Raw genomic sequence first — 16,943 nt, forward strand, 5'->3', positions numbered from 1 at the left:
TCAGGGCCAAACTGAATAAGATGCAATCCGTTTGACGCACACCACTAGCTACGTTCAGTCCATGATTTTGTTTGGCGAGTCAATTGCTGCTATCGATGCATTGGCGCCCGCCGGCGGGTGCCAGTTGCTAGTCGCGCGAGCAGGTTTGCTCGACCGTATCATGCGTCCCGGTTTATCGCGGACTCGACTTCGCTGCTCCAATTGGCAGGCCATTTTTACGCCGAGCGCCGGAGTTGACCAACGAATGCCATTTTTCCTCCGATACTCGAAGATAGCGTTCAGCCTACACCACAATTTGCGGAATTTCGTATCCCTTCCTTGTCAGCAACTGAGCGTCCAATGCTTTGATCCGTCGACCTCCTTATCGCCTTTGGCATTCCACACCATCCACTCGGCGTGGATCACTTCAGTCTCAACCGGCTTTCGCTCCATCGAGTCGATCATCTTGCTGTGGAACACGAAAGCGCTGCGCTGCCTGGAATTTCATCGCGATGTGCAGCCATTCGAGATCCGGCCGTGAGCGAGTTGACCACCCTCAACAGTCTTTGGAATCAGGTCGCAAACCTGCCAGTGAAATGCCGTTATTACACCAACGCGTAGGAGAAACGGCAGGCAGGTAAGCACGCAAGGACTCCTTGGAGGCATGAGAAACAGTGACCGGAATCCAGAGCCAAATCGCCTCGCTGCCTAACGTAGGAATGCAAATTAACGATTTCGCTCGCACGACCTCCATGAACGTGGCAGTACTATTCTTACAAACAAGGACCTTTAACTCGGTCTTGCAAGCTCGTTTTCTTCAACGGCGCCTAAGTCTCGAAAGTACCTCATTGAGCTCAGTTTCTAGGTCCGATTTAGACCCGGCAGCGTACCGACGGAGTGCTGGCAAGCGTTATTTCATCTACCACTGCCCTGGAACCCGTGAAGAAGCCTGCATCCCCGTCGCGTCATCCTTCGCGGCTCGCACAGTAATTCCGCAGTGACTCGATTGTCAGTTGAATCGATGCGCGATGATCTAAGTTCTGGGTCCGTTTCTCAAGGTCGCAAGTGTCACTGGCTTCTGCCAGATAAGCGTCGTTGTGCTCTTTATCACGCCGGTGGGAGTGTTTGGTCAGGGACAATAAGACGCGGCTAAGTAGATACATGGTGAACCTCGCTTTAATTGCTAGGGCGAACACTTGGTGAATTAAACGAAGCATAGGGTAATCCCTATGAAATTGCTAGCGCTCGGAGAGAATCGCAGCGTTACGAGAGGCCTATGTGCAACGCCTGGTTAGGTGACGTTGCTTCTGAGGCAACGCCAGGGACCCCGAATTGCCACGTCCCAATCTACGACGACAGCATTCCCTATTTGACCGTTCTCGCCGACGCAGTTGAGCTGAGGTTGAGCAATACATTGCCATTCGCTGGACCCAGCGTTTGCTCCAAGGCCGGCATCGAACCATCGGCGACTCATATGACCGGGCATCGGACGGAACCTAGCATTTGCCAATTGGTTAAGGGACCGGCGCTTTATTTCAATGGACCGAAGGCATCCACAACAAGATCATGTAGTCCACGAGATCACCTGAACCATGCAACTTGCCCTAGACGGCATGAAGCCGCGTCGGTCGGTAGGTCGATCAAGCGTACTTATCCAAAAAGGGAGACGAAGTTGACCGCAAAAGTCCATCTCAAGATCGCAATTGCTGAGCATCCGAACACATCAGCCATCCGTAACGGATCCATTCCCATCGAGGGCGTGGATGCCGAATTCATTACTGTCCAGCCGCAGATCGGCGCGTTTCGCCGCATGGTGCGCGATGTCGAATTCGACGTCTGCGAGTTGGCGCCGACGACTTACATCATCGCCCGTGCCTATGGCGCGCCGTTCGTTGCATTGCCAATTTTCGTCGTGCGCCGCTTTCATCACGCCGGGCTGCTGGTGCGCCCGGACGCCGGGATCAAGGTTCCCAAAGACCTGGAAGGCAAGAAGGTAGGGGTCCGCGCTTACTCGGTCACGACCGGGGTATGGACGCGCCAGGTTCTCATTGACGAGTTCGGGCTCGATTCATCGAAGGTGACCTGGGTCGTGGATGACGAGGAACATGTCACCCGACTCAAACTGCCACCGAATGTCGTCCACGCGCCTGCCGGGAGTTCGCTGGCAGAGATGATGGCCAACGGTGAATTGGCGGCAGGCTTTGGCGCCAACGCAGGAATTGGCCGCACCGGCGCTCCCACGGGCGCATGGAAGGAAGTCGAAGCCGACTATCCCGATCTGTTGCCCAATGCAGCCGAGCTAGAGGCTGAGTATTACACCCGTACAGGCGTGTATCCGATGCACGGAACCATTGTCGTCAAGGACTCGGTGCTGGCTGAGCATCCGTGGATAGCGAAATCGATTTACGACGCTTTTGCGCAGGCGAAAAAAGAATGGCTGGCGCGTCTCGATGCCGGCGAGGCCACGAGCAAGAGCGACAAGAAGTACCTTGAGCTGCGCAAGATCGTCGGACACGATCCGCTGCCATACGGTCTTCAGGAAAACCTCAAGACAATCGAAGCTTTGGAATCTACCGCATTCAAGCAGGGGCTCACGCCTCGCCGCATGGCCATTAACGAATTGTTCGTGGATCCGCTGGCCGGCTGACTCAGCGCAACTATTTTGCACGAACCGGAGTAAGGATCTGATAGATCCGACTCTGGCCGCAAGGGAGACAACATGATTATTGATTGCCACGGCCATTTCACGACCGTACCGACTTCCTTTCGCGACTGGCGCGCCAAGCAAGTCGACTTTGCAAATGACCCTACCAACGCACCGTCGCGCGCCGGCGCACATGTCACCGACGACGAAATTCGCGAAGGAGTTGGCAATGGTCAACTCAAGCTCCAGCGCGAGCGGGGCAGTGACCTGACGCTGTTCTCGCCGATCGCCGGATTGATGAGCCACCATCTGGGCAATGAGCGTACGAGCCTGGAATGGGCTGAAGTATCGAACGATCTCGTGTACCGCGTGACGGAGCTTTATCCGGATAACTTTGCGCCGGTCTGTCAATTGCCGCAATCTCCAGGCGTCGCACCCGCTAACTCCATTCCCGAGTTGCGGCGCTGCATCGAGCAGTTGGGTTTCGTGGGATGCAACTTAAACCCCGATCCGTCGGGCGGCTACTGGACCGGCAAGCCGATGACCGATCGCGAGTGGTATCCACTCTACGAAGCACTGGTCGACCTGGATGTGCCCGCGATGATCCACGTGGCAGCTTCCTGCAATCCCTGCTTCCACGGCACCGGAGCTCACTATCTGAACGCCGATACCTCAGTCTTCATGCAGGTGCTGCAGTCGGATTTGTTCAAGGACTTTCCAACGCTGCGCTTTGTCATTCCACACGGCGGTGGCGCGGTTCCGTACCACTGGGGACGCTACCGGGGGATGTCACTCGAAATGTGTAATCGCCCGCTCGAAGGATTGCTGGACAACATTTTCTTCGACTCGTGTGTCTATCACAAGCCGGGCGTCGAGTTGCTGACCAAGGTCATACCAACCGATAACGTGATGTTCGGATCGGAAATGGTCGGTGCAGTGCGAGGTAAGGATCCGGCGACCGGCCAGTACTTCGACGACACCAAGCGCTACATCGACGCTTGCACGGAACTGACGGACGAGGATCGCTTCAAGATCTTCGAAGGCAATGCGCGGCGCGTCTACCCGCGTCTCGATGCGCGCCTGAAGGCACGCGGCAGATAACATTGGCGCAACATCGGCGTGAGCCGTAAGCCGCTATAAAAAGGACAGACACCCATGGCTTCCACAATTGTCGATATTCACCCGCATATCATTTCCGACGATGAGAGCCGTTATCCGCCGGCACCGCTGTTCGGTACACGTTCGGAATGGTCGAAGGAACGCCCGACTACCGTCGAGACGTTGATTTCGTCGATGGACAACGCCGGCGTTGCCAAGGCCGCCGTGGTTCATTCGTCGACTACCTACGGTTTCGACAACAGCTATGTCGTTGACAGTTGTGCGAAGTATTCAGGGCGCCTCGCAGCTGTCGGCTCCGTCGACGTATTGCAGCCGGACGCAACCGTTCGCATACGCGAGTGGGTCAAGCTGGGCCTTGCCGGTTTGCGCTTGTTCACGGGCGGCAGCACAAAGGAGTTCGACCCAAGTGAACTCGACGACCCGCGCTCATTTCCGGCGTGGGAGTTGTGCGCAGAACTGGGGCTGACCATGTGCATTCAGACGGGTCCGATCGGACTGCCGCAGGTAACGACGCTTGCGCTGCGTTTCCCCGATGTTCCGATCATCCTGGATCACTTGGGACGTCCCGAGGTTGCTGACGGTGCACCCTATGCTGCCGCGCAAAGCCTGTTCGATCTGGCCCCGCTGAAGAACATCTACCTGAAGCTGACGCCGCGTATCTTTGGCGATGTGAAGAAGGAAAGGGCGAGTGCTGAGACGTTCTTCCCGCGCGTGGTCGAAGCATTCGGCGCGAAGCGGATGACATGGGGCTCGAATTTTCCGACATCGCCCGGGACGCTTCCGGAAATCCTCGCGACGGCTCAGACACGTCTGCAATGCCTGAGCGATGAGGACCGCGCTTGGATTTTTGGCAAGACCGCACAGTTCCTGTATCCGACTCTGGCATGAAAGCGAGATTCGGTGCCTACGTACAACGAGAGAGACAAGATCATGAGCGATACCCGGCTTAACAGCATTATTCGCGCTTTCGAATCCAATAAGCCCGCCTACACTGCGTTTGCCAAGCTGGATAAGCAGACCGCCATCGAGATGAGCGATGCGCCGTATGACGGCATCGTCTTCGAGATGGAGCACAACCCTTATGACGTATCGGCATTGGGCGATGCATTGCAATATATGCTTAACCGCAAGCAGATTGCCGACTCCGGCTCGGTTGCGGCCCGTGTCACGCCGATCGCCCGCATTCCGGCCAACGGTGTCGAGATGAACCAGGCCTTCGCCAAGCAAGTACTCGATCGCGGCGCCTATGGCGTGGTGTGGCCGCATGTGGCGACAGTCGAGCAGGCATACAACGCCGTGGCATCGTGCCGCTATGCGCGGCCCAAGGACGCACCGCTGTACGAGCCCAAGGGCGTGCGCGGTGACGGTCCCGCCACGGCGGCACGGTACTGGGGATTGAGCGTGCCGGATTACTATAAAAAGGCAGACGTCTGGCCGCTGGCCCCGCACGGAGAAATTCTCGTCGGTCTGATGTGCGAAAGCACTGAGGCAATTGAGAACCTCGATGACATTCTGTCGAACGTGTCCGGCATCGGTTTCATCCTTATTGGCGAGGGCGATCTGAGCCAGCAACTGGGCTATCCGCGGGAGTATGAACACCCGGTCGTGCTCGATGCCATGCGCCAGATCGTCGAGACCTGCCACAAGCACAAGGTCGTGGTCGGCAACCCGCATACCACAGCAAAAAATCATCAGCGGCTGCTGGAAGAGGGATACCGCTTCCTGATGGCGGCGCCGCAACGCAGCTATGGTGTCGTCGGCGCGGCACGCGAGATGGCGGGGTATTAAATGAACGGAGCCGAAAGCCTGGTCCAGACGCTCACCGATCAGGGGGTCGAGATATGTTTCGCGAACCCTGGGACCTCGGAGATGCACTTTCTGAAGGCGCTCGAGAATCCGAGCATGCGCAGCGTCCTTTGCCTGTTCGAGGGTGTCTGCACCGGTGCGGCGGACGGGTATTACAGGATGAAAGATACGCCGGCCTCCACGCTGCTGCACCTGGGACCCGGACTCGCCAATGGGCTCGCCAATATTCACAATGCCAAACGTGCATCGTCGGGTATGGTCAATATCGTGGGCGAGCATTCGGCGGCGCACCTGAAGTACGATCCGCCGCTGATGTCCGATATCGAGGGACTCGCGCGGCCGCTGAGCCACTGGGTGCGTCGCGTTGAATCGCCGGCCGCGGTGGCCTGGGACGTTGCTACTGCGGTGAGTAAGGCAAGCGAACACCCAGGGCAAATCGCAACGCTGATTCTGCCGGGTGACACTTCTTGGCAAGATGCGGGTGAACAGATCGTGCGTCCACGCACGATCGCCAATGCAAAACTCCCCGATGCTACGCGTATCGAGCATATTGCGGAGGTGCTGCGTTCTGGCGAGCCGACGCTCATCGTACTTGCCGGTCGTTCGACGCGCGGCCGCGCACTTGAGCTCGTGGGCAAGCTTAAGGCGGCTACAGGTTGTCGCATCGCGACGCAATTCTTCAGTGCGCGAATCGAGCGCGGGGCAGGGCGGGTCACGCTCGAACGCATTCCCTATGCAGTTGGACCTGCTGTCGAGTATCTGAAAGAATTCAAGAACATCATCACGGTTGAGACGACTGAGCCGATTGCATTCTTCAGCTATCCGGATAAACCGAGTTTGCTCAAGTCGTCCGGCACCAGTGTTCATTCTCTCGTCGAAATTGGCGAGGACGGCGCCTCCGGCCTTGAGATGTTAGTTGAAGTGCTCGGCGCATCGAACTCGGTAGCCGTGATTCAGCAGCGTTCGGACGCAACGCCGCCGTCCGGTGCATTGACTCCAGCCACGATTGCCCAGGCGCTGGCCGCAGCGCTGCCCGAGAACTGCATCCTCGTCGACGAATCGCTGACCACCGGCCGCGAGACGATGGGGCTGACCGTTGGCGCTGCGCGTCACGATCTCATCAACAACATGGGCGGCTCAATCGGCTACGGAACCCCGGTTGCCACCGGCGCTGCGCTGGCTTGCCCGGACCGGCGCGTGTTCTGCATGGTGGGAGACGGTAGCGCCATGTACACCATTCAGTCGCTGTGGACGCAGGCACGCGAGAGCCTGAACATCACCACGATCATCTTCGCGAATAACAGCTACGCTATCCTCAAGGCCGAATACGCCAACATGGGTGCGGGTGCACCCGGGCCGCGCGCGCTGGCCATGATCGATATCGATCGTCCACGTATCGACTGGCTGGCGATGGCGAAAAGCATGGGCGTTCCGGCAGTCGCCGTTGACACAGCCGAGGCTTTCTACAAGGCCATGGCCGACTCGGTGAAGGAGCCGGGACCGTGTCTTATTGAGGTTCGGCTGTAATCCTATTTGAGCACAAGGAGTGAGATACATGTCAACGACGGCAACCGAAGTGCCCACACTGCGCACCAATCTGGCCGATTACCCCGTAACGAAGGCGATGAAGGACGGGCGAGTGAGCTCTAGCCTCGTCAAGCTCGACTACTGCGGGCCGACCCCGGCACATAACGGCTTCAAGGCCATGGTGCGAGAGAACAAGTTCGACGCAGGCGAGCTGGCTATTGTTACGTTCTTGCAGGCGAAGGCCTATGGCAAGCCGTATGTCTTGTTGCCGACGCCAATCTCGGGGCGCTTCCAGCATCATTGTGCAGGCTTCAACATCGACTTTGGGGAGTTGAAGCCAAAGGATATCGAGGGAAAGAAGGTCGGCGTTCGTACCTATACGCAGACGACTGCACTTTGGATTCGTGGCATTCTGCGTCACGAATATGGTGTCGATCTGGACAAGGTGACGTGGATGACGCTCGGAGATGGGCATCTTGTTGAATATAGCGATCCGAATAACTGCGTGCGCTTGCCTGCAGGTTCATCGATCCCGCAAATGATGCTGGACGGCGAACTGAGTGCTGCATTGCTCGGCGAAGACATGCCGAAGGATCCGCGCGTGCGCACCCTCGTTCCCGATGCGCAGGCCGCTGCCAAAGACTGGTTTGCGCGCGAGCATGTTGTGCCGATCAATCACATGTTCGTGGTGCATGAGGACATTTCGAGGAAGCATCCAGAAGTAGTTCGAGAGCTGTATCGCATGATTGTCGAAAGCCGTGCGCTGACTGAAGGTGGCGTGCCCGCCATCTTTCCGCCGATCGGGCTAGAGCAAAACCGCAAAGGGCTGCAGTTGGCGATTGACTGGGCGCTTGACCAAAAGATTATCCCGCATCGCCTGTCGGTCGATGAACTGTTCGACGATGTGACCGGCAACCTTTGAGTAACGGATGGGATCCTGTAAGGCGCAATTATCCAGGTTGACTCAGACGCGCCTTGTGGTTACTTTGAACATTCTCTCTGGACAGGGGGGGTGTCTTTAAGCAGGAAGAGAAAGACAAAGCGTCCGTCAAAAAAAAGAGATCACCGGAGGTTAGTGGATGGAGACAATTCGGCCAAAAGGAAGGCAGCGCGAGAATCGCTGGGGCATTCTCGTGCTGCTTGCGCTCGGGCTGATGATCTCTTTCGTGGACCGCTCAAGCATGTCCACCGCTCTTGCGGACCATCATTTCGTGCGTGAGTTTGCGCTGACGCACGTGGAGCGGGGCTGGCTCGGCTCTGCCGTGTTCTGGTCATACGGCTTGCTTCAGATGCCCATGGGCTGGCTCGTCGACCGCTATGGTGTGAAATGGCCTTACGCCATTTGCTTTGTGTTGTGGTGTTTAGCGGCTGCGGCAACCGGCCTGGTCACTACGCTTCCGGCCCTCATCCTCGTGCGCCTGATGATTGGCGCCGCCGAAGCCGTGGTGGTTCCCGCGACTTATCGCTATCTTGCCAACAATTTCCCCGAGAACCAGAAAGGCACGGCCCTCGGCATTTATTCAATTGGCGGCAAGATGGGGCCGGCCCTTGGCGCACCGATTGCGGCCTGGCTAATCATCACCAGGTCATGGAAGGTAATGTTCATTGCGACCGGTCTGGTCGGGCTGATCTGGTTGATTCCCTGGTTGGCGATGCTTCGAAACGATTTCCCGTCCAGAGCCGGGCTTGCGGCGGCAAAGCAACGAGCAGCCTCAGTGCCGCTTGGCAATCTTTTATCGAGCCCGGTGGTATGGGGCGGCCTGATTAACAATTTTTGCTACAGCTATTTCGCGTTCTACTGCATGACCTGGATGCCGGCTTATCTGGTCGAGCAGCGGGGTCTTTCGCTGAATCAATCCGGGCTATATACCTTTTTCAGCTTCGCAGGCGTTGCGATTGTTGCGGCGCTTGCCGGATTGGCGGCAGACCGGCTGATAGCGCGTGGCCATGATGCAGTGCTGGTACGCAAGTCGTTTATCGTGGCCGGATTTATCGGCGGCACAACTGTTTTGCTTGGTGCTTATACTCGCTCGCCCCAAATGGCATTGTTCTGGAATGTGGTGTCGCTCTCGCTACTGGGCCTCGCAACGGCGAACAACCTCGCCCTGGTCAAACTTACGCTGATCCCGAAGCAAGCAGTTGGCTTGAACACAGGCTTGCAACAGGTGGCGACCGGTCTGGCGGGTGGTATTTCCGCAAGCTTGTCGGGCTGGTTGCTGCATCTGGGAGGCAGCTACACGCTGCCCATGCTGGCAATTTTCATCTTCCTCATCCTGGGGGCCATCAGCACAGTGGTCTTGCTGCAGCGGAAGTGGGCGCCCAAAGTCAACGACTCCGAACACAAACAGCAGGAGCGGGCACTGTCGACGTATTAAGAAAATGACGCGTCTTGGCAGTTTCGGGGATGCTTGAAAATCAATCGGCGAATTCCGGGTAACTTCAGTGAATTCGCATCAGACAGCACGACGAGTCGCGAAACGCTTTCCACGGGGAGTGGAGTGAAGGCGCAGAAAGCACTGCTTCAGTGCCAAGCGATGCCGGTGTCCCAAAAAGCTCTATATGAACGCCGATGTCCGCTCAGGATCGCGCAAGTCATTCACGCCGCGAAAAAGTCCTCCTGAGGGGTGTGTCGCTCGCTGTAAGCCAGGGCACTTTCAATTCTCATCCAACGCTTTTTTATGCCAAATAGAATTATCGATATCCGCCCTCCCTTCTACGTCGCGGAAGGCGGGCAGTTATTACCGCGCGGTCTGAACGGCAAGCGCAATGCGCGGAATAGGGCATGACGCGCATACCCGAGCCTGCGCTACTATCGCCCGAGACGCGCGATAACACGACACCTTTACTGCGCCATACGTCGCTGCCGCGCTTCTTGTTCGCGCGTGTCGGTTCCATCGCTGCCCAGCAGATGCTCATGCTGGCGGTTAGCTGGCACATGTATGACCTGACATCGAGCGCGTGGGATCTTGGCCTCGTCGGACTATTCCAGTTCGTTCCCGGGCTCGCCATGACGTTCGTCGCGGGCCACTGCGCCGATCGCATGCATCGCGGGCGAATTGTTGCAGTCTGCCTTGGGGCACAGGGCGCCATGGCCGCGTTGCTCGCCGTAGCGACCGTTATGCACCTCGTGACGCGCGACGTGCTGCTCGGTCTCTCGCTCATTCTCGGCGCCATTCGCCCATTCCAGATGTCAGGACAGCAGGCATTGCTGCCCATGCTTGTGCCTCAGTCGTTGCTTGCGCGCTCGATGGCGCTCAGTACGGTGGTCCAGCAGGTGTCAGTGATAGCAGGGCCGGCGTTGGGCGGTTTGCTATTCGCCATTAATGTCAACGCCGACTACCTGACCTGCGCGGCGCTCTTCTGCGTGAGCGCCGTGATGGTCGCATTCATACGTTACGACTACGTTGCGCGCCCGCGCGAACCTGTAACGGCTGAAACGGTCCTTGCCGGTTTACGCTTCGTCTGCGGCAATCCTTTGTTGCTCGGCGGCATCTCGCTCGACCTGTTCGCTGTCCTGTTCGGGGGCGCCACGGCACTCCTGCCTGTCTACGCGAGAGAAATTTTGCATGTCGGGCCACAAGGGTTGGGGTTACTGCGCTCCGCGCCTGCGGTGGGCGCGCTTTGCGTCGGCCTCACGCTGTCCCGTCATGTGATCCGCACCGGCGTCGGCAAGAAATTGCTGATTGCTGTCGCTGTCTATGGAATCTGTATTGTCGCCTTCGGGCTGTCCCGGTCGTTCGTGATATCGCTGATCTTGCTAGCGATCGCGGGCGGAGCAGACACAATCAGCGTGGTGGTGCGGCAGACACTCGTCCAGTTGCAGACGCCTGATCGTATGCGCGGACGAGTTGCTGCCGTGAACACGCTCTTTATCGGTGCGAGCAATCAGCTTGGTGAATTCGAATCAGGGGTGACCGCCACGGCGTTCGGTGTCATCGGCTCGGTCGTGTTTGGCGGATGTGCGACGATCCTTATCAGCGTGGCATGGAGTCGCCTGTTCAAACCGCTCGCCCGGCGAGATACCTTTCATTGAGCAAGAAGCGTTCGGGCAAGTATCAGGAAATTTCTTTCTCTATAATCAGGAATCTTAAGTAATTATCCTGAGCGTTCCTGCAATCCAACATGGCGGAAGCGGCATGCAACGAAGGCCTTCAGGCCGGCTATTGTCGCAGCAAACGCGCGGGATCTGACGTTTCCTCGCGGGAGTCTGAACTTGAAGCTGAACCGAAACGTTAAAGGAACAATTGTCGAAGACCGGTCGGGACTCGCCGCACTTACCATGTCTAGCTTAACCATTCGGTCAACCACAAGGTGGATTTTTTCAATGGACTTACAGCGTCGCACTGTCAAAATCACACTGAGTTCACCCAATAAATAAACAGAGACAACGCGATCCACGATCAGACGGCAACTGCCGGCACGACGGAGGATCGCGGATTATAAGGAGACAGTGCAACTATGATCTACAGGACCGCGATATGCGCTTGCGTGGCGCTGACATGTATTGCGCCGGCGTGGGCTCAGGACGAAAGTACCGGCCCCGGCATTGCGAGCACTGCTAGCATGCCGAGCACCCCGAGCGCAGGCACGGCAAGCTCAAGCTCGGTCACCCTTTATGGCTCGATTGACGAGGGGGTGCAGTACCTCAGCCACTCGTCCACCGGCAAGACTACGTCGCCCGCTTTTCAGGTAGGCGCGGGGATGGCGACTTCTTTCTGGGGTGTACGCGGTGTAGAGGACCTGGGAGGAGGTCTGAAAACCATATTTAACCTGGAAGGCGGCTTCTCGGCGAATAACGGCACATCGAGTCAAGGCGGACGTTTATTCGGACGGCAAGCCTATGTCGGCCTCGATGGAAAGTATGGTCGTCTCACGTTCGGTCGCCAATACACCATGCGGTTCTATGCCACCTCGGCCATTAACCCGTTCGGCGACGGGGCACAAGGTCTTACAACGCTGGACAACGGAATTGCGAATGCCCGCGCTGACAATGCCATCAGCTATCGCGGTTACATCCTTCCCGGACTTGAAGCCGGGGTCAACTATAGTTTCGGTCGCGATGGTGTTGCGGGTACGCCTGTCAGCCAGGTCGCCACGAATTGCCCGGGGCAAACGACGCCCTATCAGCAGTGCAAGGAATGGTCGGCACTTCTGAAGTACACCGGAAACTCCTGGGGCGCGGCCACCGCCTATGAGCGTAATAACGGCGGCACGTCGGCAACTTACGGTGGTCTGACTTCACCAAGCCTTTCGGACAGCCGGTTCATCGCGGGCGGATATGTCGAGGCGGGTCCCGCCAAGATTGGCCTGGGTTGGATCAAACGCACGGATCTGGGTATTTCCACGCCGAGGAGCAATCTTGTCTGGCTCACGGGCACGGTGCTCGTGGCCCCGGACATTTCGATCGACAGCATGCTGGCGGAACTCAAGTATGAACACTCGCCTAACAAGGCCATCGTAGAAGTATTGCGCGGTGTCTATTCGTTGTCCAAGCGCACCGCACTCTATGTGACTGGAGAGCACATCCAGAACGGCGGCAAACTCGCTATTGCGGCGAGCACCATGCTGCCCGTCGCTGATCCACCGCCCGGTGGCGCGCAAATTTCCATCATTGCAGGTATCAGGCATCGGTTCTGAATTTCCTGATCGGATCCGGTAGCCACACATAGCGCCCTGATGAATCGCATCCCAAGAATTTGACACCCGTTCCGCTCTTGGGGTGTTTTTTGCAAGTTGCATGACGACATTTTGGTTTCGGGCGCTGTCCCGGTGGGGAAGGTGAGCCCTGGTCCCCCGACTGGTTCAGCCTAGCAGCTTTGCCGCCGCTTTCGCGGCCGACATGTCGGCGACTGTGGCGATAGGTTGCTTACGCTTCAGGCTGCCCAGATGGATGAACATGTCCTGCTCATAACCAATATCTTCATCGGTCAGCGTCAGGTCTTTCGAATAGGGCTGCTGCACCTGGTTGAAATTCCAGATTGCCTGAGCGGATGCCTCGTCGAATTTTTTCTGGGCATGCTTGCGTGCTTCGAAGAAGGCGTCATGCGCTGCGGGCGACATCAGGTAATCGTAAAGCATCCCATAAGCGGCCATTACCGAGACCATGCCCTCGTGCTTGTCCCGGAGCGCTGAATCGGAGGCATAGGCGGTCTGGAAGATGCACTTCGGCAACGCCTCCCACATGTCGCCTTCGCTGATCACCACAAGGCCGTCCTTGTCGTTCAGATGCGAGACGCTCGAGCAGCACGCATCGGCTTCGCCCTTTACGACCGCCTCATAGCACTGATCGTTGCTACCCTTGTCGACGAAATTGATCTGCGACGCGTCGATGCCCTTTTCTTTCATGAGCTGCCGCATCAGCGTATGCAGCAGGCCCTGGACCGGCCCCGCCGCAACCGTCTTTCCCTTCAAGTCGGCGAGCGACTGGATCCCATTAGGCTTTGCAAAGACGGTTAGCGCGGACTTCTTCATACCCGCACCGACGATCTTGACTTTCGCGCCTTGTTCGATTCGCGACAGAACCATGTTGTAACCCGACACCATGCAGACGTCTGCGGCACCGGTGGCGATGGCATCGAAGGGGCCAGTCGCGCCGGGTATCTGCACGATAAGCGCATCGGCGCCGAACCGCTTGAAATAGCCTTGCTGATCCATCAGTGCGTTAAGCGTGGCATTCTCCAACCCCGGGTTGCTGACAATCCTGATCTGGGTGGAGGCGGCTCGCGCGACGTACGGCGCGGCAAGGCTGCCTGTAGCGAGCCCCAGCCCTAAAAGCCCGGTGCTGCGCAAGAAGCGGCGACGGTTGAACGTCTTGGTCATCGGAAGTCTCGGTGCGCCGACTGATCCGGCGACTTGTGGTGAACAGAAGAGAACATCACAGCACGGGTCGTCGGCGCCAACGTGGGCGCTTTAACCGGACTCAGTGAGCCTGTCCGGATTGTATCAGCGAGCTATCCATCTCGTCGATTGGCTAAAACTGGCCCCGACTTAACGAAATGGTAAAATATGCGCCGACGTAAAACGGGTTTGGCAAAGGTAGATCAAGTAGACGAGGGGTAGACGACGTGTCAGAATTCGACTGGTACCTGCAGATCAACCTTAAAGCGCGGCACCTGCGCCTGCTGGTGACGATCGATACATATCGCAATCTAACCCAGGTGGCCGATGTCACTCATGTGACCGTGCCCGCCGTGTCGAAGTCGCTGGCCGAACTCGAACGCGGACTTGGACTCACGCTGTTTTCGCGTACTGCGCGCGGTTTGGTCCCCACGCCGTATGGCGATTGCCTTATTCGCCACGCGCGATCCATGTTGACTATCCTCCATCAGGCACGCGACGATCTCAAAGCCCTGAGTTCGGGGACCGAGGGAAAGGTGTATATCGGTATGCTGCCGGCTTCTGCCTCTGTGCTGTTGCCGCAGGCGCTGAGCCTCTTGAAGGAGCGGTCGCCGGGAACCAATGTGATGGTCACTGAGGGCACGACGGGTTCGCTGCTGCCAGAGCTCTGGCAAGGTCGGCTCGACCTGGTAGTGGGCCGCCTGCCGCCCCCCACAGACACGCACGGCAGCTTCGAGGAAAAGGAGCTTCTCGAAGAGCCGGTGGCTCTGATGACAGGCCATCACCATCCGTTGGCCCGTAAGAAGACCTTGGACTGGTCAGACCTGCGCTCCTACCCCTGGATCCTGCCGCCGCCCGGTTCAATACTTCGCGATCCCCTCGAACGGGTACTCGAAGCGCATGACGTGCCGCTGACCAATAACTACATCGAGACACTCTCGATTCACGTAGCACGAGCGCAGTTGCAGGTTTCGGATTTCATAGCCGTCCTGGCTGGCATAGCTCCCGACGACACGACGCAGCCTCTTTATACGCTGCCCTTAAGCTTGCCCCGGCTGCTCCGCCCGGCCGGCGTGCTATGGAATCGTATCCGCGGCTTGTCACCTAGCGCGCAGCTCATGGTTTCGTGCTTGGAAGAGGCTGCTCAGCGTCTGGACACTGGGTCCACGACCACGCCGCGCGGGATCAAGCCCGCCGCTAAAGCAAAATCTAAGCGACCGCAATAACGCCGGTCGCGCGATAACGGCCCGGGTGAGCATTGACTGCGTTCAGCGCCGGCAAAGCCCCGGCGTGCCGCCCCAAGGTATGCAAGGTAGTCGAGGCCTGCCGCCTATCTGCCCCGCGCTGCTTAACCATTCGCTCAAGCTCCGAGTCTTATTTCTCAATTGACCTGTGGCGGCACGCAGGCAAAATCTGGATGTGATAACGGAGACAACGTGATCCACCATCGAGACGCCGACAGTCTCAGGTTTTGCCACGATGGCGGAGCGCGGATTACTACAAAGAGAAGATGACTATGAACTTCAGAAGCGCACTATGCGTTTGCGCGGCGCTGATGAGTATTGTCGCGACGGCTGTTGCTGCACCCGCTTCTGGTCAGTCGGTCGAAAAGTTTTATCACGGCAAGACCCTCACGCTGGTTGTCAGTGCCGACGCCGGTACTCCAACCGACATCATTGCGCGTCAATTCGCGCGATTCTTCGTCAAGTACGTGCCCGGCCAACCTCAAGCGGTAGTGATGAACGTAATCGGGGCGGGCGGGATGGTTGCAGCTGCCTCCCTCCAGTCAAGACAGCCTAGTGATGGCACTGTCATAGGATTCCTGCAGCGCAACAATCTCTATATTCCGCTGCTTGATCCACGGCAGAACAGATTCGACCCGCGGGCAGTGAGGTGGCTCGGCAGCCTGAACTCGGTCGACTACTGCTTGGTCGCGATGACCCGTTCCGGCGTGACCACGGCTGATGATCTCTTCCATAAAAAAATGTACATGGGTGCAACTGGCTTCGCTAACGAAGATCGGACGCTGCCCGCGCTGCTCAACGAGTATCTCGGTACCAAGATAAGCATTGTTCCGGGCTATACCGGGCGTGGCGAGGTCTATCTCGCGATGCAGCGCGGCGAGATCGATGGCTGGGCCTCCACCACTGACGGGCTGCAGCAGGGCGAGCCGGTGCGCATGCTCGCCGAGGGAAAGATGAAGGTGCTGCTGGAACTGCGGTGGAATAAATCACCTGCCTTCCCCAACGTTCCGAACCTGAGTGCCTATGTCACCAAGCCTGAGGTCAAGGCTTTGCTCAACTTGTTCCTGTTGCCATTCCAGGCTGGAAGGCCCATCGCGGTGCCGAAAGATGTGCCGCAAGATCGTCTTGATGCGCTGCGCCTCGCCTTCTCAAAGACGATTGCGGACCCTGAGTTCATCGCAGCGATGAAAAGCCAGGGCTATCCGATCGATCCAATCGACGGTGCCGCGGTGGAACGGATTGTCAACACGCTGTACGCCACGCCCGAGGCATCCCTCGCGAGCGCCCGCAAGCTTATTTATAGCTCTGAATAACGCCAAATCTCCAAGAGGGACAATCACCATGAATCCAGAAATTATCGACATTCACCCCCACATCATTTCAGGGGATACTGTCCGCTACCCGATCGCACCCAGCCAGGGACGTCGCTCGGACTGGTCCTCCACGCGTCCGGTCACATTCGAACAGCTGATCGCGGAGATGGATGAAGCCGGCGTTGCCAAGGCTGCGATCGTGCATTCGTCGACAACGTACGGTCACAATAATGCTTATGTGGCTGACAGCGTGGCGCAGCAACCGCAGCGGTTCACCGGCGTCTATTCGTTTGATTTACTAGCGCCCGATGCGCTGAAGACCTTCGATTATTGGTTGGCCCACGGCATGGGCGGGATTCGGCTTTTCACCGGTGGGGCCACACATCAGAATGACGGACGCTGGCTGGTCGACCCGGCGAGCTTTCCGGTCTGGGAGCGTTGCGCCGAGATCGGCATGACCATGGTGGTCCAGAC

14 protein-coding genes are annotated in these 16,943 nt (G+C 57.8%); 12 read left to right on the forward strand and 2 right to left on the reverse strand.

Annotated features, from left to right (window positions below):
• Positions 1 to 944: 944 nt before the first annotated feature.
• Positions 945 to 1,196, reverse strand: coding sequence for a DUF3563 family protein (locus ACSQ36_RS46730; RefSeq protein ID WP_436187591.1), 252 nt, complete (start codon positions 1,194 to 1,196; stop codon positions 945 to 947).
• 455 nt (positions 1,197 to 1,651) lie between these two features.
• Between ACSQ36_RS46730 and ACSQ36_RS46735 the strand changes: the two genes are divergently transcribed.
• The 9 genes from ACSQ36_RS46735 to ACSQ36_RS46775 all read left to right on the forward strand — a co-directional run bounded on the left by ACSQ36_RS46735 (position 1,652) and on the right by ACSQ36_RS46775 (position 12,712).
• Positions 1,652 to 2,626, forward strand: a complete 975-nt coding sequence (locus ACSQ36_RS46735; protein ID WP_436187592.1) for an ABC transporter substrate-binding protein — start codon at positions 1,652 to 1,654, stop codon at positions 2,624 to 2,626.
• Between the two features lie 72 nt (positions 2,627 to 2,698).
• Positions 2,699 to 3,724 (forward strand): amidohydrolase family protein, encoded by a 1,026-nt coding sequence (locus tag ACSQ36_RS46740; protein ID WP_436187593.1) that lies wholly within the window; start codon positions 2,699 to 2,701, stop codon positions 3,722 to 3,724.
• A gap of 54 nt (positions 3,725 to 3,778) precedes the next feature.
• Positions 3,779 to 4,630 (forward strand): amidohydrolase family protein, encoded by an 852-nt coding sequence (locus ACSQ36_RS46745; RefSeq protein ID WP_436187594.1) that lies wholly within the window; start codon positions 3,779 to 3,781, stop codon positions 4,628 to 4,630.
• Positions 4,631 to 4,672: 42 nt separating this feature from the next.
• Entirely contained in the window at positions 4,673 to 5,530 is an 858-nt protein-coding gene (locus ACSQ36_RS46750) for an HpcH/HpaI aldolase family protein (RefSeq protein ID WP_436187595.1), read from the forward strand.
• Positions 5,531 to 7,075 carry an acetolactate synthase large subunit gene (locus ACSQ36_RS46755; RefSeq protein WP_436187596.1) on the forward strand — a complete coding sequence of 515 codons (1,545 nt, stop codon included), beginning with the start codon at positions 5,531 to 5,533 and terminating at the stop codon, positions 7,073 to 7,075. It abuts the gene before it with no gap.
• Between the two features lie 28 nt (positions 7,076 to 7,103).
• Positions 7,104 to 7,997: a phosphate ABC transporter substrate-binding protein gene (locus ACSQ36_RS46760; RefSeq protein WP_436187597.1), complete on the forward strand. Its 894-nt coding sequence runs from the start codon at positions 7,104 to 7,106 to the stop codon at positions 7,995 to 7,997.
• Positions 7,998 to 8,154: 157 nt separating this feature from the next.
• Complete coding sequence (locus ACSQ36_RS46765; RefSeq protein WP_436187598.1) at positions 8,155 to 9,450, forward strand: MFS transporter; 1,296 nt, start codon at positions 8,155 to 8,157, stop codon at positions 9,448 to 9,450.
• Positions 9,451 to 9,857: 407 nt separating this feature from the next.
• Positions 9,858 to 11,108: an MFS transporter gene (locus tag ACSQ36_RS46770; protein WP_436187599.1), complete on the forward strand. Its 1,251-nt coding sequence runs from the start codon at positions 9,858 to 9,860 to the stop codon at positions 11,106 to 11,108.
• 425 nt (positions 11,109 to 11,533) lie between these two features.
• Complete coding sequence (locus ACSQ36_RS46775) at positions 11,534 to 12,712, forward strand: porin (protein ID WP_436187600.1); 1,179 nt, start codon at positions 11,534 to 11,536, stop codon at positions 12,710 to 12,712.
• Positions 12,713 to 12,877: 165 nt separating this feature from the next.
• Here the strand turns inward: ACSQ36_RS46775 and ACSQ36_RS46780 are convergent, their stop codons facing one another.
• Positions 12,878 to 13,894 (reverse strand): ABC transporter substrate-binding protein, encoded by a 1,017-nt coding sequence (locus ACSQ36_RS46780; RefSeq protein ID WP_436187601.1) that lies wholly within the window; start codon positions 13,892 to 13,894, stop codon positions 12,878 to 12,880.
• Positions 13,895 to 14,139: 245 nt separating this feature from the next.
• Here ACSQ36_RS46780 and ACSQ36_RS46785 point away from each other — a divergent pair, with 245 nt between their 5' ends.
• The 3 genes from ACSQ36_RS46785 to ACSQ36_RS46795 form a co-directional block, all read left to right on the forward strand.
• Entirely contained in the window at positions 14,140 to 15,138 is a 999-nt protein-coding gene (locus tag ACSQ36_RS46785; protein WP_436187602.1) for a LysR substrate-binding domain-containing protein, read from the forward strand.
• Between the two features lie 290 nt (positions 15,139 to 15,428).
• On the forward strand, positions 15,429 to 16,469 hold the full coding sequence (locus tag ACSQ36_RS46790) for a Bug family tripartite tricarboxylate transporter substrate binding protein (RefSeq protein WP_436187603.1): 1,041 nt from the start codon (positions 15,429 to 15,431) through the stop codon (positions 16,467 to 16,469).
• A 28-nt stretch (positions 16,470 to 16,497) separates the two neighbouring features.
• Positions 16,498 to 16,943: amidohydrolase family protein (locus ACSQ36_RS46795; RefSeq protein WP_436187604.1), on the forward strand; the 446-nt coding region annotated here is incomplete at its 3' end.

Origin of the sequence: Caballeronia sp. LjRoot34, from assembly GCF_964253815.1 — a bacterium.
Lineage (GTDB): Bacteria > Pseudomonadota > Gammaproteobacteria > Burkholderiales > Burkholderiaceae > Caballeronia.

What these genes read in the sequence shown, in the direction of transcription:
- ACSQ36_RS46730 (WP_436187591.1), bottom strand. Translation starts at nt 1,196, where the DNA reads ATGCTTCGTTTAATTCACCAAGTGTTCGCCCTAGCAATTAAAGCGAGG.
- ACSQ36_RS46740 (WP_436187593.1), top strand. Translation starts at nt 2,699, where the DNA reads ATGATTATTGATTGCCACGGCCATTTCACGACCGTACCGACTTCCTTT.
- ACSQ36_RS46745 (WP_436187594.1), top strand. Translation starts at nt 3,779, where the DNA reads ATGGCTTCCACAATTGTCGATATTCACCCGCATATCATTTCCGACGAT.
- ACSQ36_RS46750 (WP_436187595.1), top strand. Translation starts at nt 4,673, where the DNA reads ATGAGCGATACCCGGCTTAACAGCATTATTCGCGCTTTCGAATCCAAT.
- ACSQ36_RS46755 (WP_436187596.1), top strand. Translation starts at nt 5,531, where the DNA reads ATGAACGGAGCCGAAAGCCTGGTCCAGACGCTCACCGATCAGGGGGTC.
- ACSQ36_RS46760 (WP_436187597.1), top strand. Translation starts at nt 7,104, where the DNA reads ATGTCAACGACGGCAACCGAAGTGCCCACACTGCGCACCAATCTGGCC.
- ACSQ36_RS46765 (WP_436187598.1), top strand. Translation starts at nt 8,155, where the DNA reads ATGGAGACAATTCGGCCAAAAGGAAGGCAGCGCGAGAATCGCTGGGGC.
- ACSQ36_RS46770 (WP_436187599.1), top strand. Translation starts at nt 9,858, where the DNA reads ATGACGCGCATACCCGAGCCTGCGCTACTATCGCCCGAGACGCGCGAT.
- ACSQ36_RS46775 (WP_436187600.1), top strand. Translation starts at nt 11,534, where the DNA reads ATGATCTACAGGACCGCGATATGCGCTTGCGTGGCGCTGACATGTATT.
- ACSQ36_RS46780 (WP_436187601.1), bottom strand. Translation starts at nt 13,894, where the DNA reads ATGACCAAGACGTTCAACCGTCGCCGCTTCTTGCGCAGCACCGGGCTT.
- ACSQ36_RS46790 (WP_436187603.1), top strand. Translation starts at nt 15,429, where the DNA reads ATGAACTTCAGAAGCGCACTATGCGTTTGCGCGGCGCTGATGAGTATT.